This window comes from Nocardia sp. NPDC004260, from assembly GCF_053603155.1.
In genome coordinates, this window is record NZ_JBSGEZ010000023.1 from 37,744 (window position 1) to 58,180 (window position 20,437).

Annotated in this window: 22 protein-coding genes and 2 pseudogenes; 14 read left to right on the top strand and 10 right to left on the bottom strand. The window is 69.5% G+C overall.

Annotated elements, in window-relative coordinates:
- The first annotated feature begins 32 nt into the window (after positions 1-32).
- On the top strand, positions 33-512 hold the full coding sequence (locus ACWEO7_RS15810) for a B-4DMT family transporter (RefSeq protein ID WP_450015628.1): 480 nt from the start codon (positions 33-35) through the stop codon (positions 510-512).
- A gap of 64 nt (positions 513-576) precedes the next feature.
- On the opposite strand, the gene aroB is transcribed toward ACWEO7_RS15810, so the two are convergent.
- The 5 genes and pseudogenes from aroB to ACWEO7_RS15835 all read right to left on the bottom strand — a co-directional run bounded on the left by aroB (position 577) and on the right by ACWEO7_RS15835 (position 5,450).
- The gene (aroB, locus tag ACWEO7_RS15815; protein ID WP_355070584.1) at positions 577-1,698 is read right to left on the bottom strand and encodes a 3-dehydroquinate synthase; all 1,122 of its coding nucleotides are present in this window, start codon (positions 1,696-1,698) and stop codon (positions 577-579) included.
- A gap of 365 nt (positions 1,699-2,063) precedes the next feature.
- Positions 2,064-2,582 (bottom strand): annotated as a pseudogene (locus ACWEO7_RS15820) (shikimate kinase); the annotation flags it as partial.
- On the bottom strand, positions 2,579-3,787 hold the full coding sequence (gene aroC / locus ACWEO7_RS15825) for a chorismate synthase (protein ID WP_452424045.1): 1,209 nt from the start codon (positions 3,785-3,787) through the stop codon (positions 2,579-2,581). The pseudogene ACWEO7_RS15820 and the gene aroC, both read right to left, overlap by 4 nt.
- A 96-nt stretch (positions 3,788-3,883) precedes the next feature.
- Positions 3,884-4,765 (bottom strand): universal stress protein, encoded by an 882-nt coding sequence (locus ACWEO7_RS15830; protein ID WP_452423971.1) that lies wholly within the window; start codon positions 4,763-4,765, stop codon positions 3,884-3,886.
- Positions 4,766-4,976: 211 nt separating this feature from the next.
- Positions 4,977-5,450 carry a prepilin peptidase gene (locus ACWEO7_RS15835; RefSeq protein WP_452423973.1) on the bottom strand — a complete coding sequence of 158 codons (474 nt, stop codon included), beginning with the start codon at positions 5,448-5,450 and terminating at the stop codon, positions 4,977-4,979.
- A gap of 224 nt (positions 5,451-5,674) precedes the next feature.
- Here ACWEO7_RS15835 and ACWEO7_RS15840 point away from each other — a divergent pair, with 224 nt between their 5' ends.
- Genes ACWEO7_RS15840 through ACWEO7_RS15855 form a run of 4 tightly spaced genes read left to right on the top strand, consistent with a single transcriptional unit; the run spans position 5,675 to position 8,218 of the window.
- Complete coding sequence (locus ACWEO7_RS15840; RefSeq protein ID WP_452423975.1) at positions 5,675-6,802, top strand: M24 family metallopeptidase; 1,128 nt, start codon at positions 5,675-5,677, stop codon at positions 6,800-6,802.
- 48 nt (positions 6,803-6,850) lie between these two features.
- On the top strand, positions 6,851-7,414 hold the full coding sequence (efp, locus tag ACWEO7_RS15845) for an elongation factor P (protein WP_355070592.1): 564 nt from the start codon (positions 6,851-6,853) through the stop codon (positions 7,412-7,414).
- Between the two features lie 34 nt (positions 7,415-7,448).
- A complete protein-coding gene (gene nusB, locus ACWEO7_RS15850; protein WP_364425835.1) occupies positions 7,449-7,958 on the top strand; it encodes a transcription antitermination factor NusB in 510 nt (169 codons plus the stop codon).
- Complete coding sequence (locus ACWEO7_RS15855; protein ID WP_452423977.1) at positions 7,955-8,218, top strand: YciI family protein; 264 nt, start codon at positions 7,955-7,957, stop codon at positions 8,216-8,218. Before nusB ends, ACWEO7_RS15855 begins: the two co-directional genes overlap by 4 nt.
- Before the next feature lie 277 nt (positions 8,219-8,495).
- Here the strand turns inward: ACWEO7_RS15855 and ACWEO7_RS15860 are convergent, their stop codons facing one another.
- On the bottom strand, positions 8,496-9,746 hold the full coding sequence (locus ACWEO7_RS15860; RefSeq protein ID WP_452424047.1) for an SLC13 family permease: 1,251 nt from the start codon (positions 9,744-9,746) through the stop codon (positions 8,496-8,498).
- A 70-nt stretch (positions 9,747-9,816) separates the two neighbouring features.
- Here ACWEO7_RS15860 and ACWEO7_RS15865 point away from each other — a divergent pair, with 70 nt between their 5' ends.
- The 4 genes from ACWEO7_RS15865 (at position 9,817) to ACWEO7_RS15880 (ending at position 12,979) form a co-directional block, all read left to right on the top strand.
- Entirely contained in the window at positions 9,817-10,449 is a 633-nt protein-coding gene (locus ACWEO7_RS15865) for a DMT family transporter (RefSeq protein ID WP_452423979.1), read from the top strand.
- A 65-nt stretch (positions 10,450-10,514) separates the two neighbouring features.
- The gene (locus ACWEO7_RS15870) at positions 10,515-11,021 is read left to right on the top strand and encodes a DMT family transporter (RefSeq protein ID WP_452423981.1); all 507 of its coding nucleotides are present in this window, start codon (positions 10,515-10,517) and stop codon (positions 11,019-11,021) included.
- 89 nt (positions 11,022-11,110) lie between these two features.
- Positions 11,111-11,644 (top strand): DUF4334 domain-containing protein, encoded by a 534-nt coding sequence (locus ACWEO7_RS15875; RefSeq protein WP_452423983.1) that lies wholly within the window; start codon positions 11,111-11,113, stop codon positions 11,642-11,644.
- 108 nt (positions 11,645-11,752) lie between these two features.
- The gene (locus tag ACWEO7_RS15880; protein WP_452423985.1) at positions 11,753-12,979 is read left to right on the top strand and encodes an FAD-dependent oxidoreductase; all 1,227 of its coding nucleotides are present in this window, start codon (positions 11,753-11,755) and stop codon (positions 12,977-12,979) included.
- A 3-nt stretch (positions 12,980-12,982) separates the two neighbouring features.
- Here the strand turns inward: ACWEO7_RS15880 and ACWEO7_RS15885 are convergent, their stop codons facing one another.
- On the bottom strand, positions 12,983-14,149 hold the full coding sequence (locus tag ACWEO7_RS15885) for a serpin family protein (protein ID WP_452423987.1): 1,167 nt from the start codon (positions 14,147-14,149) through the stop codon (positions 12,983-12,985).
- Positions 14,150-14,358: 209 nt separating this feature from the next.
- A pseudogene (locus tag ACWEO7_RS15890) lies at positions 14,359-14,679 on the bottom strand (alcohol dehydrogenase catalytic domain-containing protein); the annotation flags it as partial.
- 83 nt (positions 14,680-14,762) lie between these two features.
- Between ACWEO7_RS15890 and ACWEO7_RS15895 the strand changes: the two are divergent.
- The gene (locus ACWEO7_RS15895; RefSeq protein WP_452423988.1) at positions 14,763-15,338 is read left to right on the top strand and encodes a TetR/AcrR family transcriptional regulator; all 576 of its coding nucleotides are present in this window, start codon (positions 14,763-14,765) and stop codon (positions 15,336-15,338) included.
- A 96-nt stretch (positions 15,339-15,434) separates the two neighbouring features.
- Here the strand turns inward: ACWEO7_RS15895 and ACWEO7_RS15900 are convergent, their stop codons facing one another.
- Positions 15,435-16,148, bottom strand: coding sequence for an HD domain-containing protein (locus ACWEO7_RS15900; protein ID WP_452423991.1), 714 nt, complete (start codon positions 16,146-16,148; stop codon positions 15,435-15,437).
- Between the two features lie 95 nt (positions 16,149-16,243).
- Positions 16,244-16,870 carry an alpha-ketoglutarate-dependent dioxygenase AlkB gene (locus tag ACWEO7_RS15905; RefSeq protein ID WP_452423993.1) on the bottom strand — a complete coding sequence of 209 codons (627 nt, stop codon included), beginning with the start codon at positions 16,868-16,870 and terminating at the stop codon, positions 16,244-16,246.
- Positions 16,871-17,013: 143 nt separating this feature from the next.
- Between ACWEO7_RS15905 and ACWEO7_RS15910 the strand changes: the two genes are divergently transcribed.
- The 4 genes from ACWEO7_RS15910 to ACWEO7_RS15925 all read left to right on the top strand — a co-directional run bounded on the left by ACWEO7_RS15910 (position 17,014) and on the right by ACWEO7_RS15925 (position 20,428).
- Positions 17,014-17,346 (top strand): class I SAM-dependent methyltransferase, encoded by a 333-nt coding sequence (locus ACWEO7_RS15910; protein ID WP_452423995.1) that lies wholly within the window; start codon positions 17,014-17,016, stop codon positions 17,344-17,346.
- 130 nt (positions 17,347-17,476) lie between these two features.
- Complete coding sequence (pyrR, locus tag ACWEO7_RS15915; protein ID WP_379250969.1) at positions 17,477-18,109, top strand: bifunctional pyr operon transcriptional regulator/uracil phosphoribosyltransferase PyrR; 633 nt, start codon at positions 17,477-17,479, stop codon at positions 18,107-18,109.
- 40 nt (positions 18,110-18,149) lie between these two features.
- The gene (locus ACWEO7_RS15920) at positions 18,150-19,109 is read left to right on the top strand and encodes an aspartate carbamoyltransferase catalytic subunit (RefSeq protein ID WP_397076811.1); all 960 of its coding nucleotides are present in this window, start codon (positions 18,150-18,152) and stop codon (positions 19,107-19,109) included.
- Positions 19,106-20,428: a dihydroorotase gene (locus ACWEO7_RS15925; protein ID WP_452423996.1), complete on the top strand. Its 1,323-nt coding sequence runs from the start codon at positions 19,106-19,108 to the stop codon at positions 20,426-20,428. Before ACWEO7_RS15920 ends, ACWEO7_RS15925 begins: the two co-directional genes overlap by 4 nt.
- Positions 20,429-20,437 lie beyond the last annotated feature (9 nt).

The window sequence follows — 20,437 nt, forward strand, 5'->3', positions numbered from 1 at the left end:
CGCTGCCGAGAAACACGGCTATGGTGTTTCGCATGAATGCTTGGTTGTTGCGGGCCGTCGTGCTCGGCGCGCTGGTGGTGGCGTTGCGTGCCGGGCTCGGGTTCGCGATGGTGTACTGGCCGACGCACGGGGCACTGATGCGCATCCTGTGCCTGGTCGTGCTGGTCGCGGCCATCGCGGCCTGGGGTGTGCTGGACGGTCGCAGGGACCGCGTCAAGAGCGGGGACGCCGAACGCGGCGCCGATCTGACCATGATGTGGCTGAAGGCCGCCGTGGTGGGTGGTGTCGGCAGCGGCCTGGCGTCCTGGATCCTGGACTGGGCTCCCCGGTTCGATCTCGGTGACAACGGCCTGCTGTTCGAACTCACGGCGGGCGCGGCGTTCATCATTCTGCTGATCTTCGTGCCCGCGCTGATCGGTGTCGGCGTCGGCCGGATGCTGGCTGAGCGGCAGAACGGCAAGGGGCGCTCCACCCCGCCGTCGCTGTACTCCGCTGCGGGCAGCGCGATCTGATTCCACGAAAAAATGGCGCGCCCGCAGCGGGCGCGCCATTTTCGTCTCTCGTGGCCGACGCGGGCTAGAGCAGCACCGCGCCGCCGCTCGGACTGTCCTCCCGGGCGATCGCCGAGTAAGCGGCGGCCAGCAGGGCGGGATCGGGTCCTTCCAGGCGTCCGGGTTTGGCCAGGCCGTCGAGCACGACGAAGCGCAGCACGCCGGAGCGGGTCTTCTTGTCCGTCTGCATGGCGTCCAGCAGCTGAGGCAGCGCGTCGGCGTCGTAGCTGGTCGGCAGGCCGACGGCGGACAGGATCGCGCGATGACGGTCGGCGGTGGCATCGTCGAGACGACCCGCGAGACGACCGAGCTCGGCGGCGAACACCAGTCCGACGGAGACCGCGGCGCCGTGCCGCCACCGGTAACGCTCCCGCCGTTCGATCGCGTGCCCCAGGGTGTGACCGTAGTTCAGGATCTCGCGGAGGCTGGATTCCTTCAGATCGGCGGCGACGACGTCGGCTTTCACCTGGATCGCGCGACGGATCAGCTCCGGCAGCACCTCGCCGGACGGGTCGAGGGCGGCCTCCGGGTCGCGCTCCACCAGCTCCAGGATCACCGGGTCGGCGATGAAACCGGCTTTGATGATCTCCGCCATGCCCGCGACGATCTCATTGCGCGGCACCGTCTCCAGGGTGGCCAGGTCGACCAGCACGGCGGCCGGCTCATGGAAGCAGCCGACGAGATTCTTGCCCGCCTCGGTGTTGATACCGGTCTTGCCGCCGACCGCCGCATCGACCATCGCCAGCAGCGTGGTCGGCACATGCACGATCCGCACTCCGCGCATCCAGGTGGCGGCGACGAAACCGGCCAGATCGGTCGCCGCGCCGCCGCCGAGGCTGACCACGACGTCGTTGCGGGTCAGGCCGATGCGCCCCAGCACCTCCCAGCAGAAGCCGGCGACCGCCAGTTCCTTCCCCGCCTCGGCGTCCGGGATCTCGATCCGGTGCGCGTCGATACCGGTGTCGGCCAGCGCCTTTCGCACCACTTCGGCGGTCTCGGTGAGCGGCGGCTGATGGAAGACGGCCACGGTGCGCACACCTTTGGTCGCGCTGTGGACGGACTCGACGAGTTCACCGAGCAACCCGCGGCCGATGATCACCTGGTACGGGTCGGCGGTCCGGACTTCGAGACGACTCGGCTCTGTCACGTGGCTTGCTCCGATTCTGTTGGTGCTGTTGTCGACTGCTGCCGCGCCCGGGAGCGGGCGCGGCGTGCGCGGGCGCGCCGGGATCGGCTGCCCGCCGCCGTCTCCCCGTTGCCCGCCCCGCCCTCGGCGCCGGGTTCACTCGTGCCGCTCCTGCGGCTGCGCCGGGAGCGCACGGTGGCGGTCACCGCCGCTTCCGCCGCGGCGCCGGTCGCGTTGTCGGTGGTCTCGGACTGATCGGCAGTCTTGCGCCGCGACGCCGCTCTTGCCCTCGCACGTCGGCGGGCCCGGGATCGGCTGCTGCCCTGCGGGATTCCGCTCGGCGGCGGCCGGAGATCCGTTTCGGCCGGTTCGACCGGCTCCATACCGAGCTTGGTCATGATCATCCGCACCACGCGGCCGGGACTGCGGCCGTCGGTACGAACCCGGACGGTGGCCACTTCCCGGTACAGCGGCCGCCGGGTACGCATCAGTTCCCGATACTTCGCGCCGGGGTCGGCGCCGTTGAGCAGCGGCCGCTGCGTGCTCGCGCCGGTGCGCCGAAGACCCTCCGCGATACTGATCTCCAGGTAGACGACGGTGCGGCCGCGCAGGAGCGCCCTGGTGTGCTCGGACAGCACGGCACCGCCGCCGAGCGAGACCACGCCGCGTTCGGCGAGGACGGCTCGGCGCACCACCCGCTCCTCGATCTTGCGGAATTCGGGCTCGCCGTCTTCGGCGAATATCTCCGGGATCGTGCGACCGGTCTCCCGCTCGATGCCGGCATCGGTGTCGTACAGCTCGACGCCGAGTTCCCTGGCGAGCTTGCGGCCGATCGTGGATTTCCCCGCCCCCGGCGGTCCGACCAGCACCACGCGCGGGGCGCGCGGATCGGTCTGCACGATCATTGCGACCGACTGTCCGCGGGCACGTGCGGGCGAGTGCTGATGCGCTTGACGTAGCTGGTGATGTTCTCGACGGTCTCGGTGAGCGAGTCGCCGCCGAACTTCTCCAGCGCGGCCTGCGCGACGACCAGCGCCACCATGGATTCGGCGACCACGCCCGCGGCGGGCACGGCGCACACGTCCGACCGCTGATGGATGGCGACGGCCACGTCGCCGGTGGTCATGTCGACGGTGGACAGCGCGCGCGGCACCGTGGAAATCGGCTTCATGGCCGCGCGCACGCGCAGCGCCTCGCCGTTGGTCATGCCGCCTTCCAGGCCGCCGGCGCGGTTGGTGGAACGCAGCACGCCGTCGGGGCCGGGGCGCATTTCGTCGTGCGCCTGGCTGCCGCGGCGGCGCGCGGTCTCGAAACCGTCGCCGACCTCGACGCCCTTGATGGCCTGGATGCCCATCAGTGCGGCGGCGAGCCGCGCGTCCAGCCGGTTCTCGCCGCTGGTGAACGAGCCGAGGCCGACCGGAAGGCCCTCCACGACCACCTCGACAACGCCACCGAGGGTGTCGCCGTCCTTCTTGGCGGCCTCGATCTCCGCGATCATCGCGGCTTCGGCGTCCTTGTCGAAGGCACGCACCGGGCTCTCGTCCACCGTGGCGAGATCGGCGGCGCCCGGCACGAGGCCGGAAGTGTTCTGCGCGGTGCCGATCGACACGACGTGCGAGACGACCTCCGCGCCGAACGCCTGGCGCAGGAAATTGCGCGCGACGGTGCCCGCCGCGACGCGCGCGGCGGTCTCCCTGGCGCTGGCGCGCTCGAGCACGTTGCGGGCGTCGTCGAAGTTGTACTTGAGCATGCCGGAGTAGTCGGCGTGCCCGGGCCGGGGCCTGGTCAAGGGTGCGTTGCGGGCCAGGTCGGCGAGTTCGGCCGGATCGACCGGATCGGCGGACATCACGGTGGTCCACTTCGGCCACTCGGAGTTGGCCACCTCGATGGCCACCGGGCCGCCCATGGTGCGCCCGTGCCGCACACCGCCGAGGACGGTGACCTTGTCGGCCTCGAACTTCATCCGCGCGCCGCGACCGTAACCGAGCCTGCGACGGGCCAGCTGCGCGGAGATCTCGTCCGACGTGACCTCGACGCCTGCCACCATCCCCTCCAGGAGGGCGACGAGAGCGGGACCATGGGATTCTCCGGCAGTTATCCAACGCAGCACATTGTTCATCTTCCCATGTCGACGCCCGTGCTCCGGAACGTGGCCCGCCGTGACGAACCGCACGCCGGGGAGCCGGGGTACCGCGGGCCGAGGCGCTCAGCGGGCTATGACGATGGGGCGGTCCACCGAGCGGAGCAGCGCGTCACCGACCGAGCCGAACAGCAGCCGCCGCAAAGTGCCTCGGCCGCGGTTGCCCACTACCAGTAGCTGTCCGTCGCGGGAGCGTTCGAGCAACCCTCGCTCCGGACGGTCGCGGACGACCTCGCGCCGGATGGTCAGCTCCGGGTACTGCTCCTGCCAGCCGGCCAAGCCGGTCGCGAGCAACGCCTCCTCGGTCCGGCGCAGGGCGGCCCAGTCGGTGCCGATCGCGGCCAGCGGCTCGACCTCACCCCAGGTGTGCACGGCCACCAGTTCGACCCCGCGGAGCGACGCCTCGGCCGCGGCGACCCCGATGGCGGCCTGCTCGGCGGTGGAGCCGTCCACGCCGACGATCACCGGGCCGGTGGTCGCCCGGTCCCACAGCGGCGTCTCGGCGGGGACCACCGCCACGGGGCATTCGGCGTCCCTGGCGACGGTGGTGCTGACCGAGCCGAGGAGGACGCGCTGGACGCGGCCGATCCCGCGGGTGCCGACCACGAGCATCGCCGCGCTACGGGAGCGCTCGATGAGTGCGGTGGCGATGTGCGCCGTGCGGATCTCGGTGCCGATGGTGATGTCGCGCACGGTGTGCGCGGCCGCCACGGCGGCGTCCGCCGCGCGCTCGATCGCCTCGTCCGCCTCGCGCACCCGCAGCAGCGCCGCCGGGCGCGGGGGATCGTCGTCGTCGGAGCCGAGCGAGGACTCCACGACGAGCGAGATGTGCAGGGGAGCGTCGTGCAGCGCGGCGGTCTGCGCCGCCCAGCGGACCGCGACGATCGATTGTTCCGAACCGTCGGTTCCCACGACGATCGGTCCCCGCGACGGATGCCTCGGATTCACTGGGCGGCTCCTTCTCGACGCTGCTTCCGCTGTACTGGCGCACTCGAGGGGCGACTTCTCCGAGGTGCCGCAGCTCGAGCGCTGACGCGGCGGCGGCTCGGAAAGTCGTTGCCCGCGATTGATGCTACCGATGAATTGCTACTGATTTGCTGGCTTTCTGCGGCGCTCAGCGCGGTCCGGCGGCATTCCGGTGGTCTCGGGCGGAGCGGACCTAGGTCGAGTCGAAGGCCGACGACAGTAGGGCCAGCAATGTCGCCAGGCACATCGCAGGGCCGTGCGGCACGGTGAGCGTGTTGTCGCCCGAGTCGGCGCTGCGGGAGCCGAATGCGCGTCGGCAGACCAGTGCTCCGAGCGCGACGCATGCGGTGAGCGCCGGTGCTCCGAGTGCCGCCCAAACCCACGGACGGGCGCCGCCCAGGGCGGTCGCCCCGCCCAGCATCACCGCGAGCTTGACGTCGCCCGCGCCCAGCGCGGCGGGTGCGGCGAGGTGCACCAGCAGGTACGGCGCCGACAGCAACAGCGCGCCCAGCAGTGCGGCGGTGAAATGCTTTGTGTGCAGGGCATATCCGAGGACGGCCAACGCTCCAGAGCCGGTCAGCCGGTTCGGGAGGCGTCCTTCACGCAGGTCGAACGTCGTCAGTGCCGCGCACCAGACGGTGAGCGCGGCGCACGCGAGTGGAGTCATGGCTCCACCTTCGCCCGGTTCCGGCGCGGGTCATCCGCGCCTGCCCGGAATGTGCACAACCGGTTCGAGTGTGAACAGGCTATGGGTCAGTAGGCCTCGGATTGTCGAGAAATACTGTGCCGCAATGTTTTCGGGCGAAAATCGGATGATTCGACAGCAGTGGGCGGCCATGCCGATCACGTGTTGGCTGTCGGTGTGCGGTGTGTCGGCGGTAGTTTTGACACATGCGTGCTGATCACCAGGGTCATGTGCCGGACTACGCGGCGCGGCGTGGCGCGCTGCGCAGCCTGCTGGTGGAGAACGGGGTGGACGCCCTGCTGGTCACCGATCTGGTGAACATCAGATATCTGACCGGGTTCACCGGCTCCAACGCGGCGTTGCTGGTGCATTCCTGGGACACGCGCGCCGCCGAGGACCGGACCGTGATCGGCACCGACGGCCGGTATCGGACCCAGGTCGCCGAGCAGGTTCCCGATCTGCGGGCCGAGATCGCGCGCGCCGCCGCCCGGCGGATCGTGCAACTGGCCGGGGAGTGGCAGGTCGGCCGGGTGGGTTTCGAAAGCCATGTGGTCACCGTTGAGCAGCATCGCGGTTTCCTCGAACAGCGCACCGGCCTGGACTTCGTCGCCTCGCCCGGGCTGGTGGAGCAGTTGCGCATGGTCAAGGACGCCTACGAAGTGGAGCAGTTGCGGGCGGCCTGCTCGGCGGGCGATGCCGGTCTGGCCGCGCTGCTGGAGCACGGCGGACTGCGTCCGGGCCGCACCGAGCGTCAGGTGGCCAGGGAATTGGAATGGGCCATGTTCGAACACGGCGCCGAAGCGGTTTCGTTCGAGACCATCGTGGCGACCGGCGTGAACTCGGCTGTCCCGCATCACCGCCCGACCGACGCCGTGCTGGCCGCGGGTGATTTCGTCAAACTGGACTTCGGCGCGGTGGTGGGCGGCTACCACTCCGACATGACCCGCACCTTCGTGCTCGGCGCGCCGACCGACTGGCAGCGTGAGGTGTACGCGTTGGTCGCCGAGGCACAGCGGGCCGGGCGGGAGGCGCTGCGCCCGGGGGTCCCGGTATCCGACGTGGACGCCGCGTCGCGGGCGGTGATCGAGGCGGCGGGACACGGCAAGTTGTTCGTGCACGGCCTCGGCCACGGGGTGGGTCTGCAGATCCACGAAGCGCCCGGAATCGCGAAAACCGGAACCGGTACACTTCTGACTGGCGTGGCGGTGACCGTCGAACCAGGTGTGTACTTTCCCGGCCGCGGCGGGGTCCGGATCGAGGACACGCTCGTGGTGCGCGAAGGGGGCCCGGAGCTGCTCACCCACACCACCAAAGACCTGACCGTCGTCGACTGACGCCGGTCTGCCCGAGACCAAGCGGTAGAACGAGGAGATCCGAAGACAGTGGCGGACACCAGCGACTTCAAGAACGGCCTTGTGCTGAAGATCGACGGTCAGCTCCAGCAGATCACCGAATTCCAGCACGTCAAGCCGGGCAAGGGCCCCGCGTTCGTGCGGACCAAGCTGAAGAACGTCGTCTCCGGCAAGGTGGTCGACAAGACCTTCAACGCCGGTGTGAAGGTGGAGACCGCGAACGTCGACCGCCGCGACATGACCTACCTGTACCACGACGGCACCGACTACGTCTTCATGGACGGCGAGACCTTCGACCAGATCTCCATCGCCGAGGAGACCATCGGCGACGGCGCCCGCTTCCTGCTGGAGAACATGACCGTGCAGGTCGCCACGCACGAGGGCGCGCCGCTGTACGTCGAACTCCCGGTCTCGATCGAACTCGTGGTCCAGCACACCGACATCGGCCTGCAGGGTGACCGCTCCACCGGCGGAACGAAGCCCGCCACTCTGGAGACCGGCGCCGAGGTGCAGGTCCCGCTGTTCATCAACACCGGCGACAAGCTGCGCATCGACTCGCGCGACGGCAGCTACCTCGGCCGGGTCAACGCCTGAGCCGCGGGCCGGCCGATTCTGGAATGATGTGACCGTGGCTGACCAGCCCGTGGACAAGAAGTCCACGTACAAGAAGCTCGGCGCGCGGCACAAGGCCCGCCGCCGTGCGGTCGACCTGCTGTTCGAGGCGGAGGCCAGGGACGTCGACGCCGCCGACCTGCTCGACGAGCGCGCCGAGCTCGCCGCCCGCGACCAGTCGGTCGCGCCGGTGCACGCCTACACCCGGACATTGGTCGAGGGTGTGGCCGACGATCTCGACCGGGTGGACGGAACGATCGAGTCGTACTTGCAGGACTGGACCTTGTCGCGGCTCCCGGCCGTGGATCGCGCGATCCTGCGCATCGCGGTCTGGGAGCTGTTCCACGCGAGCGACGTGCCTCCGGTCGTCGCCGTGGACGAGGCGGTGGAGCTGGCCAAGGAACTGTCCACCGACGACTCCCCGTCCTTCCTCAACGGTGTGCTGGGGCAGGTCGTCCTGGTGGCGCCGCAGGTGCGCGCCGCCGCTGCCGCGACGAGGGCCCCCCGCCCGGAGTCCGAGGCGTGAACAAGTACCTCGTCCTGGCGATGCGCACAGCGCGCTTCGATACCTCCGTGATCGAGCCGCACCGGCAGTTCCTGCAGTCGCTGCAGGATCTGGGGCGATTGCAGGAGAGCGGCCGCTTCACCGACGGCACCGGAGGCGCGTACATCATCTACGCCGAAAGCCTCGACGCCGCCAGGGAAATCGTGTTCACCGATCCGGTGCACACCACCGGGTCCTCGGAACTCACGATCTACGAGTGGGAAGTCACGGCGCCGAGCTGACTTCGACTGCGCGTCGGAGCCCGCGCGGGCTTCCCGGCTCGCTTCGCGTTCCCGCGCGGCAGCGGGAGGCCGGGCAACGGGACGTCCTGCAACTCCTTCCGAAGACCGCGCATGGCTCCCGCTGGTGGGTGTACGGATGCCCAGCGGGAGCACCGGAACCGGGGTTCCGCGCGGAGACCGAACCGGGACGTGCGTCTCGATCCTGCCTCGACAGTATCCTCGTACCTCGACCGCACTCGAGGTCAAGCGAGGCGCTGACTTGCGGGGGTCTCGGCGGCTAACTCGTCATCAGCAGCGCTGTGACCGCGCCTGCGGTGGCGACCGTCGCGAGCGCGGCACCGGTCAGCACGAAACGTCGCATGGGTACCCGTACGCCGTGCATGCGGCAGAACTCCAGACACAGCAGTGTGGCGAGCGAGCCCCACGGCGTGACGATCGGGCCGACATTGGTGCCGATCAGCAACGCGAGGAGCTGATCACTGTTTTGCGGGGGGATCACCGCCTCGCCCGCGGTGTAGGCGGGCAAGTTGTTCGCGACATTGGACAGACCCGCACCCGCCGCGGCGGCTCGGAACGCGCCGGACGCACCCGAGTCGGTGCCGATGAGAGCATGCATCGAGTCACCGAGGCCGAATCGGCTCAGGGTGGGCACCACCAGGAACAATCCGACCACGAACACGAGCAGTTGCCACGGGATGAGCGACAGCCGCAACGCGCCGCGATCGAATACGGCGAACGCCGCCAACGCGATGAGCGCCGCGACCGTCGCCGCGACGCCGATCCGGTCGCCGACGAGGGGGATCGCGACGATGAACAACAGACAGGCCCCGGCTGTCGTGTAGAACAGCGAGCGCTCCCGGAAGTTCACGGGCCGGATCGGCTCGGGCGGCACGTAGCGGTCGGTTCCCCGCCGTCCGCGCCGCCAGTACCACACCCACAGGCACACCGTCGTCGCGGTGATCGAGACCATCTGCGGCGCCAGCATTCTGCTAGCGAATCCGGTCGCGGTCAGTGCCACCCGGTCGGCGGCGAGCAGATTCGTGAGATTGGAGACTGGTAGCAGCAGGCTCGCGGTGTTCGCCAGCCACAGGGTGGTCATGGCCAGCGGTAGTGGTGGGATCCGAGCGGGCGCGGCGAGTGCCAGCATGACCGGGGCGATGAGCACGGCTGTGGTGTCGAGGTTCAGCAGGATCGTCGTGGCGGAGGCGAACAGTACGCACAGGCCGAACAGCGCCGGGTAATGGCCGCGACCGAGGATCGCGAGGCGATGGGCGATGGCGTCGAAGACCTTCGCCTGCCGGGTGAGCTCGGCCAGCACGATCACGCTTGCGAGAAACAGCAGTAACGGGCCGATGCGACGCATGTTCGCGGCGGCCTCGTCGCGGGGCAGGAGCCCGGTGAGCACGCACAGCAGACCGACCGCCAGCAGGGCGAGCCGGACCCGGTCCAGGACGCTGAGCCGCCGCTCGGAGGTGGTCGCGGGTGGGTTCCGTGCGGAGGAATCGACCAGTTCGGGCACGAGTGCCATCATCGCAGCCCTTCGTTCGCGTCCCTTCCCGGCCGGGATGGTCACGGCAGTTCTCGCTTACCCATTGAACGTGCCGTTATTCGATGGTACGTTATGCGGGTCACACAGGTCGGACGTCGGTTCCGGCACAACCGGCCCCATTATTCGGGTGGAAAACGTTGTGTCCGACGCAATCTCGGTGTTCGTCCGCCGTCGAGCCAAGGATGTATTGCCCATGAGCCTCGTCATCGGACTGGTATTTCTGTTCATCCTGGTCGGAGGCAGCCTACGGTCGGCCGAAGCCGGCTGTCAGAACACGTTGATGAACCACATGAAGAACATGTGGCTCTGCGCCGTGATCTCGTATGCCGTTGCGCTGACCGGCTTTTCGATCTTCCTGGCCCTGTCGTCGAAGACGCCGTGGCCGACGCTCGACGACGTTCGGAACATGCCGTGGTGGGCGCCGTTCGGTGGCCTGCTCGGCGGCGCGGCGGTGATGGGGATGATCGCGGTCGCCCGGCATGTCGGCGTGGCGACCTTCAGCGCACTGGTGATCGTCGGCGAGATGGTGGTCGCCGTGATCATGGATCACTTCGGACTCATGGGATTCGAAGAACGATCCGCCAGCGTTCCGCGTCTGGTGGCCTGCGGGCTGATCACGCTCGCGATCTACCTGATGGCCGATGAGCCCGCGGGCGAGGAGCCCAGGGTCAGCGTCACCTGAGAGCAGTACGCCCACCGCTGCCGGTTTCAGCCATCCCACTCTTCGCACCCTCCCGAGGATTCTCGATGACGGTTCAGACCGCCGAAAAGCCCCGTGCCGCGCTGCCCCGCGTCACGATGGCACTCATCTTCGCGTTCATCCTGGTCGGCGGCGCGCTGCGCTCCGTAGAAGCCGGTTGCCAGAACTCGCTGAAGCTCGCATTGAAGAACGTGTGGCTGTGTGGCGTGATCTCCTACGCCGTCGCATTCACCGGCTTCGCGATCTTCCTCACGGTGGCGCTGCTGGTTTCCAGGAGTCGGCCGTGGCCGACGAAGGCCGACATCCGGAGTATGCCCCGCTGGGCGCCCTTCGGTGGCCTGCTCGGCGGGGCCGCGATCCTGGCGATGATCTCCGTGGCCTCCGATGTGGGCGCGGGTACGTTCAACGCCCTCATCATCGCGGGGCAGATGTTCGGTGCTCTCACGATCGACCACTTCGGGCTGATGGGATTCCCGCGGCGCACGGTGAGCTCCAAACGCGTCGTCGCCTGCGTCATGATCATCGCCGGGATCTATCTCATGGCGACCTACTGAACATCCGCGCGGATCTGGTCGACAGCGGCGTTCTGAGAGACAGATAGAGTATCTATCGCAACGTTGCCTCGCTCAGGGAAGTAGGAGACATGGCCGCGAACGAGCTGACCGTGACGGACATCCGTACCGCGCAGGAGGCGTGGGCGGTCTTCGACCGACTCCCCGCGGCGCGGGTCGAGGACGTCACGACCGGGCGCTGGCGAGGCGAGGAACTGGACACCGGTCATCCGATGGACGGTGTGCTGGTGGCTTCGGGCTGGTACGGCAAGCAGTTCGACGGCCCCGACAGCGTGCATCCGCTGTTGTTCACCTCGGGCGGGTCGGTGTTCGCCGTCGATCCGCGCCGCGTCCCGGTCGCGTTGGCCGGGCGGGTACCGCTGCCCGGTGTGCGCGCCCTGCGCAAGTTGCTGCCGATCCTGCGTCCCGCGCTGCGCACGCGCAAGCACACCGCGCGTCTGCGTGAGGTCGAATACCGCGGTGTGACAAGTGCCGCGATGGTCTACGACCACCTGCCGATCATCGATCATTTCCGGCGCGCCGACGAGCACACCCTGCTCGGTGTGATGGATTTGCGTGGTATGGCCGAACCGTATTTCTTCGTGCTGCGTCGGGATATCGGCTGAGCCGGTCGGCCGTCGCCGATCCGGGTCCGGCGCCGCGCCCGCCACACTAGGATTTGCGCGAACAGGCGACACCTTGCGGCGATGTGGTGACCGAGGGAGACACAGTCGATGGAGCGCACGACATGCCTGGTGGTTGGTGGGGGACCGGCCGGAATGATCCTCGGGCTGCTGCTCGCCAGGGCCGGGGTCGAGGTCACGGTGCTGGAGAAGCACAAGGACTTCCTCCGTGACTTCCGCGGCGACACCGTGCATCCCACCACCCTCGACCTGCTCGATGAACTGGGTCTCGGCGCGGAGTTCGCGAAACTGCCCGCGCGCAAGGTGGATCGAGTGCAACTGCCGATCGCGGGCGGGCTGCAGACGCTCGCCACGCTGACGCATCTGCCGGGCAGGCACAAGTACATCGCCATGGTGCCGCAGTGGGATCTGCTGGATCTGCTCGCGCGTGCCGCGGCCGACGAGCCAACTTTCCGGCTGCGGCTGAACACCGAGGCCACCGACCTGGTCTGGATCGACGGCCGGGTAGGTGGCGTCGCCTACCGAACCGTCGACGGCGCCACCGGCGCGATCGAAGCGGACCTCACGGTGGCCTGCGATGGCCGCGGCTCACTACTGCGGTCGGCCGCGGGACTGCCGATCCGCACGTGGTCGACACCCATGGACGTCTGGTGGTTCCGCCTGCCGCGCACCGAGATCGATCCCGCGGGCGCGCTGCCGATCGTCAGCGCCCGGCGGGTGGCGGTGCTGCTCGATCGCGGCGACTACTGGCAGTGCGCGACGTTGATCGCCAAGGGCGCCGACGAATCCGCCCGCCGCGGGCCGGTGCGGGACGTCATGCGGAGTCTGGCCGAGGCCGCTCCCTGGCTCTACGACCGGATCGACGCCTTGACCAGCTGGGACGAGGTCAAGTTGCTGGAGGTGAAACTCGATCGGCTGACCAAGTGGTACACGAACGGCCTGTTGTGTCTGGGCGACGCCGCCCATGCCATGTCCCCCGCCGGCGGCGTCGGCATCAACCTGGCCGTGCAGGACGCCGTAGCCGCGGCCAGGATCCTTGCTCCGCCGCTGCTGTCGGGGGCGCTCGGCACCAGGGAGTTGGCGAAGGTGCAGCGACGGCGCCGATTCCCGACCGTGGTGACACAGGGAATGCAGCGACTTCTGCACACCGTCGCGATCGCGCCCGCCCTCGACGGACGAGTCGACATCGCGAGTTCCCCACGCGCACCGCTGCCTGTCCGTATTCTGCGGCGCTTGCCCGTGATTCGCAGCGTGCCGACCTTCTTGATCGCTCGCGGTGTCTTGCCCGAGCACGCCCCGCACTTCGCGCGGCGGTAGGGCTCAGGCCGGCACGTCGGGGGAGGACGTAGGCGCGGTGGCGATCCAACCCGCGACGACCGCCAGACCCGTCGGGCGGTGCACGGCGAGGAAACCGAAGGGCCGGTCGAAGACCACCGAGACGACAGGCGCGTAGTCGTGCCGCAGGACGGCCGCTGCCGCGCGCAACGCGAAGGCCGTCACGGCGGCTGCCTCGAAACCTTCGTGGCCGAACCGGGCGAGCACTTCCTGCGCTCCCTGGCCGACGCACAGTGGGTCCGGGGAGATCGCCGGGAAGTGGCCGTGGGTGCAGTCGGTCGCGGCGGTCAGGCCGAACAAGCTCGGCGTGGTGAGCAGATCGTGGGTGGAGCGGACCTCGAATGGCGGCAGCTGGACGCGCAGTCGGCCAGTGTTGGGCACCACCGGCTCGGTACGCACGTTCAGGCCCGGTCCCGTCGTGCCGACCGGCAGATCGGAGCGGATCGGCACACTGCCGGACAGCGCGGCCAGGCCCGTTTCGAGCACGGCCCCGGGTGCCCCGGTGCCGAGCAGAAGTTGGACGTCGAGGTCGGCGACGCCTTCGACGACCACGCGGGTGACCGGTTCCGATGCGTCCAGGATCGCGGCGTTCGTCAGGTCGCGGCTCGTGCGGGACAACCCGGGTCCGCAATGTCCCCGCCACGGCCCGTCCTCGGGTGCCAGCGTTCCGGCATCGAAGGGCACCTGCCACTTCGTCTTCGCGACCAGCGCGGTGGCGAGCACCAGCAGCGTCTCGGGATCGACCGTGAGGGGAAAGCGTTCGATCAGCCCATCGGTGTGCCGGGCCGCCCAGCTGTCGAGCTCGGACTGCCCGGCCAGCCGCGCGAGCACACCCTCGGGAAGCGACTGCGACCACGCCTCGTGCAACGGAAGATCGCGGCGCACCCACACGCCGAGTGCGGCCGACACCGCCTCCGCGCGCTCGAGGTCGTCCAGCAGCCGGAGCGCCGCGGCTTGCCCCTCCGCCGCGGGCAAGCCGGTCGCGGTCGTCAGTTCGTCCCGAGCCGGACCGTCCGCCGCGGAAGCGAGCAGGGCGAGCAGCGGCCACACCCCGGCGCCGGACACCACGAAGTCTCGTTCGCCCGCCGCCGCGCACCACCGCGCGGTGAGCGCGTTGGCGGCGCCGACATGGGAATCCACAGAAGTCCGCACGAGCCCACCCTAGCTACGCCGGGGCCGCGCGGCGTTATCCGGACACGGCGGAGCCCGGGCGCAGCACGATCTTGCCCAGTACCGTCCTTTCCTCCAACAGGCGATGCGCGCGGCTCGCCTGCTCCAGCGGCAGCACGGCCTGGAATCGCCACCGATCCGTTCATCAGCACCGCCGCGGCGTCCACGAAGGACAGGCCGTCCGGAATGGAAACCACGGAATCCGCGTTGGCAGCGACGAATTCGGCGTAAGCGCCGGAACCCTGGGTCGACACGACGACCCGGCGTCCGATCAGCGCCGGATCGACTTGCACGCCGACCTCGGTGACGACCCCTGCGGCTTGGAAACCGAAAACCAGCGGTAGCGGCGCGCCGAGCGGGAACTCGCCGGAGCGCAGCTTGGTCTCGGGGAACAGCACCGGGATCGCCTCGGCGCGGATCACCACCTCGTCCGCGCCTGCCCGTGGCGCCGGGACCTCCGCGGTGACCAGCACGTCCGGGCTGCCCGGCGCCGTCATTACGATTGCCTGCATATGAACTCCATAAGTTGACTGGCGGTCCAATTGACTCACCGATGATGTGGACCGCCGGTCAACTTGTCTAGAAAGTGGGTGCGATGGGCGACGGGCGGCCGAAGGAACGGGCGGACGCGGCGCGCAATCGGCGGGCGATAGTGGACGCCACCTTCGCCCTGTTGGCCGAGCACGGCGCCGAAGCGATCACCATGGATCGCGTCGCGGCCGCCGCGGGAGTGGGCAAGGGCACGATCTTCCATCGCTTCGGCAGCCGGGCGGGGCTGTTGCACGAGATGGTCGCGCAGAGCGCGGTCGCGCTCATGGACGCGGTGACCAGCGGGCCGCCACCCCTCGGCCCCGGTGCGCCCGCCGATGCCCGGCTGATCGCCTACTTCGACGCCATGGCACGGTTGGTGATCACCAATTCCGAGCTGATGGTCGCCTATCGCACCGAGCCGCCGCATCCGCGAACCGCCGAATTCCACGCGTTCTGGGACCACCACATCACAACATTGCTGCGGGAGGCGCGTCCGGACCTGGACGCCGAAGTGGTCGGACGGCTATTGCTCGGCGCGCTGAGCGCCGAATTGGTGCCCGCCATGGTCCGTGCGGGCGAGACGGAACGGTTGCTGGCCGCGGTGCGCGAGCTGGTCGAATCCGTGCTACGCGCGCCGTGACGACTCGTGCGGCACCGCGACCGGCGCATTGGTCTGTCCACGGCTCGACCGCTCGTGTGCGGCATGCGGTTGATCCGCTCGCACCTCGCGCGGCGATCAGTCCCGCGACAGAATGGCCTCGAACCGTTCGTCGGCTCGGTCGAGCTGATCGAGGATGTGCTGCCGGACGTGCTCGGCCAGCGGCGTGTCCGGCCGGGTCACCAGATCGCGGTACACGTCGGTGAGCGGGCGGTACTTGGCGGCGAGTCTCGCCATCGCGGGGCCGGTGGCGTAGAGAATTCCGACGCCGTTGTCGGTGAAATCGGAGAGCTTGATGACGCGGGCCCACGGGTCCCGATCCAGATTCGTCGCGACATGCTCGCGGTACTGCGCCTGCCGGTCCCGAGCCGGATCCGGCTCGGGATTGGTCACCGCCGCCACGAGATCGGCCACTCGCCCACCGAACCGATCGGTGAGCGCGCCCAGTGCGGCGTCGACGGTGGGTCCGGGACGATCGGCGGCCAGCTCGGCGGCGTGGTCCTCGACCGCGTCGTGCAACAGCCCCGCCGCGACCACGTCCGGATCACGGACCTCGTAGTGGCTGATGATCCGAATCGCCACGCGCAGAAGATGACTGAGATAGGGCTCGCGGCCGTACCGATCGTCGCGATGCAGATCGGCCGCGAGATCGAGCGCCGCTGCCAGGCGTTGCGTGTCCGGCAACTCGGCGATTTCCAGCAGTAATCGTTCGCGCAGCCCGGCCTCGCCGTAGACCTCGCTGATCGTGTGCAGCGGCATCACGGCCAAGACCCCCGCCCCTGGATTGCTCATGATGCCAGGCTAACCGGAGCGGGGGACACGTGACGGACGACGATCACTTCCGACCTCGACGATGGTTCAGCTCGAAACGGTGCGTGGGAGCTGGGTCAGCGGACGCCGCGTGGACGGTACTGGATGCTGATCCGCGGACCGCTGGGCCTGCGCGTCTTGGGCACGGCGTGCTCCCAGGTGCGCTGGCAAGAGCCGCCCATGACCAGCAGGTCGCCGTGTCCGACAACGTATTTGATGCTCGGCCCACCGCCGCGCGGCCGGAGCAGCAGCGCCCTCGGCGCCCCGACCGACACGATCGCGACCATGGTGTCGTGGGTGGCGCCGCGGCCGATGGTGTCGCCGTGCCAGGCGACGCTGTCGTGCCCGTCCCGGTAGTAGCACAGGCCCGCGGTGCGGAACGGTTCGCCGAGTTCGCGCCGATAGTGCTCGCTCAGTGCTGTGCGCGCGTCCGCGAGAGCCGGATCCGGCAGCGGTTCGTGCTCCGCGTAGAACCGCAGCAGCCGGGGCACGTCGACCACGCGGTCGTACATCGGCCTGCGTTCGGCTTTCCACGGCACGCCGTCGACCAGCCGATCGAACAGCGCGTCCGCGCCCGAAAGCCAACCGGGCAGCAGATCCACCCAAGCGCCGTGGTCGAGCACCGTACGTCGCGCGTCGCGCAGCGACCCGAGCTCGGTCTCACCGAACCCGTCGAGCAGCGATCCCTGTAGCGGTGTGGACATGCGGCCGAGCGTACCGCGGATCGAACATATGTGCTAGCGGTTTTCGGTCATGTTCGTCGAATCCTCGCCCGCGATCGACTGGGCAACCTCAGCGTGAGGGATGACTCGCCAGTCGGCGAGCTGATCGGACGACGGGAGTCGTCATGACCGGAAGACCGCCGCAAGCCCCCACGGCCGGCGTGGCGATGACCGCGATCGGCGTGGCGGTGATCCGCGCCCGGGAATCGCGGCGGCCCGACCGCCTCTACGACGACCCGTGGGCGCAGCTGTTCGCCGACGCCGCGCGACGCGGATTCGCCGCCGAGCCGGACGGCGAAGCGCGCTGGGCCCGGCTCGAGGCGCTGGCCGAGAAGTTCTACGAGGGCCGCAGCGTTTCCGTGCGACTGGTGGACGACGTCCGGGCTGCCGTCGCGGCGGGCTGCCGACAGCTCGTCACCCTCTCGGTGTGTTTCTCGCCGTCCGCCGACAGGGGCTGAGGCCACGCGCTCAGTGGCCCCGCTCACAGCGCGATATGCCTGGGGAAACCGGGGGCCGGGGCGCTGCTACGCTGCTTGCCGTAAGACATCCTTTAACGGACCGTCCGGTGAGGCGGGGAAGGAGGTCGGCATGGCCGTGCCCGAAGAACGGGCCGCCAAGTCCGGCGCTGCCGAGACATCGCAGCGACATACCCCGGAATGGGTGGCGGCGGGACGAGAGCTGTTGTCGGCTTCGGATGTCGGGCGGACCGTCGCGCGCATCGCGCACCAGATCATCGAGAAGACCGCGCTGGACGCGGGTGAGCCGGGCGCGCCACGCGTGGTGCTGATCGGTATCCCCACCCGGGGCACCACCCTGGCCGCGCGGCTCACCGGCAAGATCGAGGAATTCTCCGGCGTCCGCCCGGCTCTGGGCTCGCTCGACATCACCCTCTACCGGGACGATCTGCGCAGCCGCCCGCACCGGCCGCTGGAGCGCACCTCCGTGCCGGAAGGCGGTATCGAGGACGCGCTCGTGGTCCTGGTCGACGACGTCCTGTTCTCCGGCCGCACCGTCCGCTCCGCGCTCGACGGTCTGCGCGACCTCGGCCGCCCGCGCGCGGTGCAGCTGGCGGTGCTCATCGACCGCGGTCACCGGGAACTGCCGATCCGTGCCGATTATGTCGGCAAGAACGTGCCGACCAACCGTTCCGAGGACATCTCGGTACTGCTGACCGAACACGACGGCCGGGACGGCGTGTACCTGCACCAGGAGGAGGCGTGATGAAGCTGCCACACGCCGGCTCGCGGCAGGAGGCAGGCGCGTGAGGCATCTGCTGTCGGTCGCCGCGCTCGATCGCGCCGCCGCGAACGAGCTGCTCGACGAGGCCGAGCGGTTCGAACAGGCCCTGCTCGGCCGCGAGGTGCACAAATTGCCTACGCTGCGCGGGCGCACCGTGATGACGGTCTTCTACGAGAACTCGACCCGGACCCGGGTCTCGTTCGAGGTCGCGGGCAAGTGGATGAGCGCGGACGTGATCAACGTGAGCGCGAGCAGCTCCTCGGTCGCCAAGGGCGAGTCGCTGCGCGACACCGCGCTGACCCTGCACGCCGCGGGAGCCGACGCGCTGATCGTCCGGCATCCGGCTTCCGGTGCCGCGCACCAGATCGCGCGCTGGATGGACGAGTGGGCGGTCTCGTCGGGGCGCGGCTCGGGCCCGGCGGTCGTCAACGCGGGCGACGGAACGCACGAGCACCCGACCCAGGCGTTGCTGGACGCGCTGACCCTCCGGCAGCGGCTCGGCGACATCGAGGGCAAGCGGGTGGTCATCGTCGGTGACATTCTGCACAGCCGGGTCGCGCGATCGAACGTCTTCCTGCTGGCCACACTCGGCGCGGAGGTCGTGCTGGTCGCTCCGCGCACGCTGCTTCCGGTCGGCGTGGAGAGCTGGCCCGCCCGCGTCTCACACCACTTGGACGCCGAGCTCATCGGCGCCGACGCCGTGCTGATGCTGCGGGTGCAGGCCGAGCGGATGAACGGCGGGTTCTTCCCGTCGGCCCGCGAGTACTCGATCACCTACGGACTCTCCGAACGCAGGCTGGCCCTGCTGGAAGACCACGCGGTCGTGCTGCACCCCGGCCCGATGCTGCGCGGCATGGAAATCGCGTCCTCCGTCGCGGACTCGCCGAAAGCCGCTGTGCTGCAACAGGTCACCAACGGGGTGCACGTGCGGATGGCGGTGCTGTTCCGCCTGCTCGTCGGAACCCAGGAGGCAGTGGCATGAGTGGAGGGAACGACACCATCGTTCTGATCAAGGGCGCGCTGCTGTACGGCGAAGGCGAGCCGGTCGACGTGCTCGTCGCCGACGGGGAGATCCGTCAGATCGGCACCGATCTGGGCGTGGTCGACGCCGAGATCATCGACGCGCAGGGCCAGATCCTGCTGCCCGGCTTCGTCGACCTGCACACCCACCTGCGTGAGCCGGGTCGCGAGGACACCGAGACCATCGAGACGGGTTCCGCCGCCGCCGCGCTCGGCGGCTACACCGCGGTGTTCGCGATGGCCAACACCAACCCGGTCGCCGACTCGGTGGTCGTCACCGACCATGTGTGGCGGCGGGGCCGTGAGGTCGGCCTGGTCGACGTGTATCCGGTCGGCGCGGTCACCGTGGGCCTGGAGGGCAAGCAGCTCGCCGAGATGGGGACCATGGCCGCGGGCATCGGGGCGGTGCGCATGTTCTCCGACGACGGTCACTGTGTCTACGACCCGTTGATCATGCGCAGGGCCCTGGAGTACGCGAACTCGCTCGGGGTGCTGATCGCGCAGCACGCGGAGGAGCCCAGGCTGACCAAGGGCGCCATCGCGCACGAGGGGCCGACCGCGGCCCGGCTGGGGCTGGCCGGCTGGCCGCGCGCGGCCGAGGAGTCGATCGTGGCGCGCGACGCCTTGCTGGCGCGCGACGCGGGCGCCCGCGTGCACATCTGCCACGCTTCCACCGAGGGCACCGTGGAACTGGTGCGGTGGGCCAAGTCCCAGGGTATTTCGATCACCGCCGAAGTCACCCCGCACCACCTGCTGCTGGACGACTCCCGGTTGGAGACCTACGACGCCGTCAACAAGGTCAACCCGCCGCTGCGCGAGGCGTCCGACGCCGCCGCGCTGCGGGAGGCGCTGGCCGAGGGCATCATCGATTGCGTCGCCACCGACCACGCGCCGCACGCCGAGCAGGACAAGTGCTGCGAGTTCGCTGCGGCGCGGCCCGGCATGCTCGGCTTGGAGACGGCGCTGTCGATCATCGTGCAGACCATGGTCGAGCCCGGGCTGCTGGACTGGCGCGGCGTCGCCCGCGTGATGAGCGAGCGACCGGCCGCGATCGTCGGCTTGGACGAGCACGGCAGACCGCTCGAGGTCGGCGAGCCGGCCAACTTGACGCTGGTCGACCCGAAGGCGAGCTGGACGGTGCGTGGAAAGGACCTGGCCAGCATCTCGAACAACACGCCGTTCGAGGCGATGACCTTCCCGGCCCGGGTGACGGCGACGTTGCTGCGCGGCCGGGTCACCGCCAGGGACGGCAAGGTGCTGGTCGACCGGGCGGAGGCGTAGATGAGCAAC

Bases quoted from the DNA above. Each gene is read 5' to 3' on its own strand.
- ACWEO7_RS15810 (WP_450015628.1), top strand. From the start codon at position 33: ATGAATGCTTGGTTGTTGCGGGCCGTCGTGCTCGGCGCGCTGGTGGTG.
- ACWEO7_RS15835 (WP_452423973.1), bottom strand. From the start codon at position 5,450: ATGACTCCACTCGCGTGCGCCGCGCTCACCGTCTGGTGCGCGGCACTG.
- ACWEO7_RS15840 (WP_452423975.1), top strand. From the start codon at position 5,675: ATGCGTGCTGATCACCAGGGTCATGTGCCGGACTACGCGGCGCGGCGT.
- ACWEO7_RS15860 (WP_452424047.1), bottom strand. From the start codon at position 9,746: ATGGCACTCGTGCCCGAACTGGTCGATTCCTCCGCACGGAACCCACCC.
- ACWEO7_RS15870 (WP_452423981.1), top strand. From the start codon at position 10,515: ATGACGGTTCAGACCGCCGAAAAGCCCCGTGCCGCGCTGCCCCGCGTC.
- ACWEO7_RS15875 (WP_452423983.1), top strand. From the start codon at position 11,111: ATGGCCGCGAACGAGCTGACCGTGACGGACATCCGTACCGCGCAGGAG.
- ACWEO7_RS15880 (WP_452423985.1), top strand. From the start codon at position 11,753: ATGGAGCGCACGACATGCCTGGTGGTTGGTGGGGGACCGGCCGGAATG.
- ACWEO7_RS15895 (WP_452423988.1), top strand. From the start codon at position 14,763: ATGGGCGACGGGCGGCCGAAGGAACGGGCGGACGCGGCGCGCAATCGG.
- ACWEO7_RS15900 (WP_452423991.1), bottom strand. From the start codon at position 16,148: ATGAGCAATCCAGGGGCGGGGGTCTTGGCCGTGATGCCGCTGCACACG.
- ACWEO7_RS15905 (WP_452423993.1), bottom strand. From the start codon at position 16,870: ATGTCCACACCGCTACAGGGATCGCTGCTCGACGGGTTCGGTGAGACC.
- ACWEO7_RS15910 (WP_452423995.1), top strand. From the start codon at position 17,014: ATGACCGGAAGACCGCCGCAAGCCCCCACGGCCGGCGTGGCGATGACC.
- pyrR (WP_379250969.1), top strand. From the start codon at position 17,477: ATGGCCGTGCCCGAAGAACGGGCCGCCAAGTCCGGCGCTGCCGAGACA.
- ACWEO7_RS15925 (WP_452423996.1), top strand. From the start codon at position 19,106: ATGAGTGGAGGGAACGACACCATCGTTCTGATCAAGGGCGCGCTGCTG.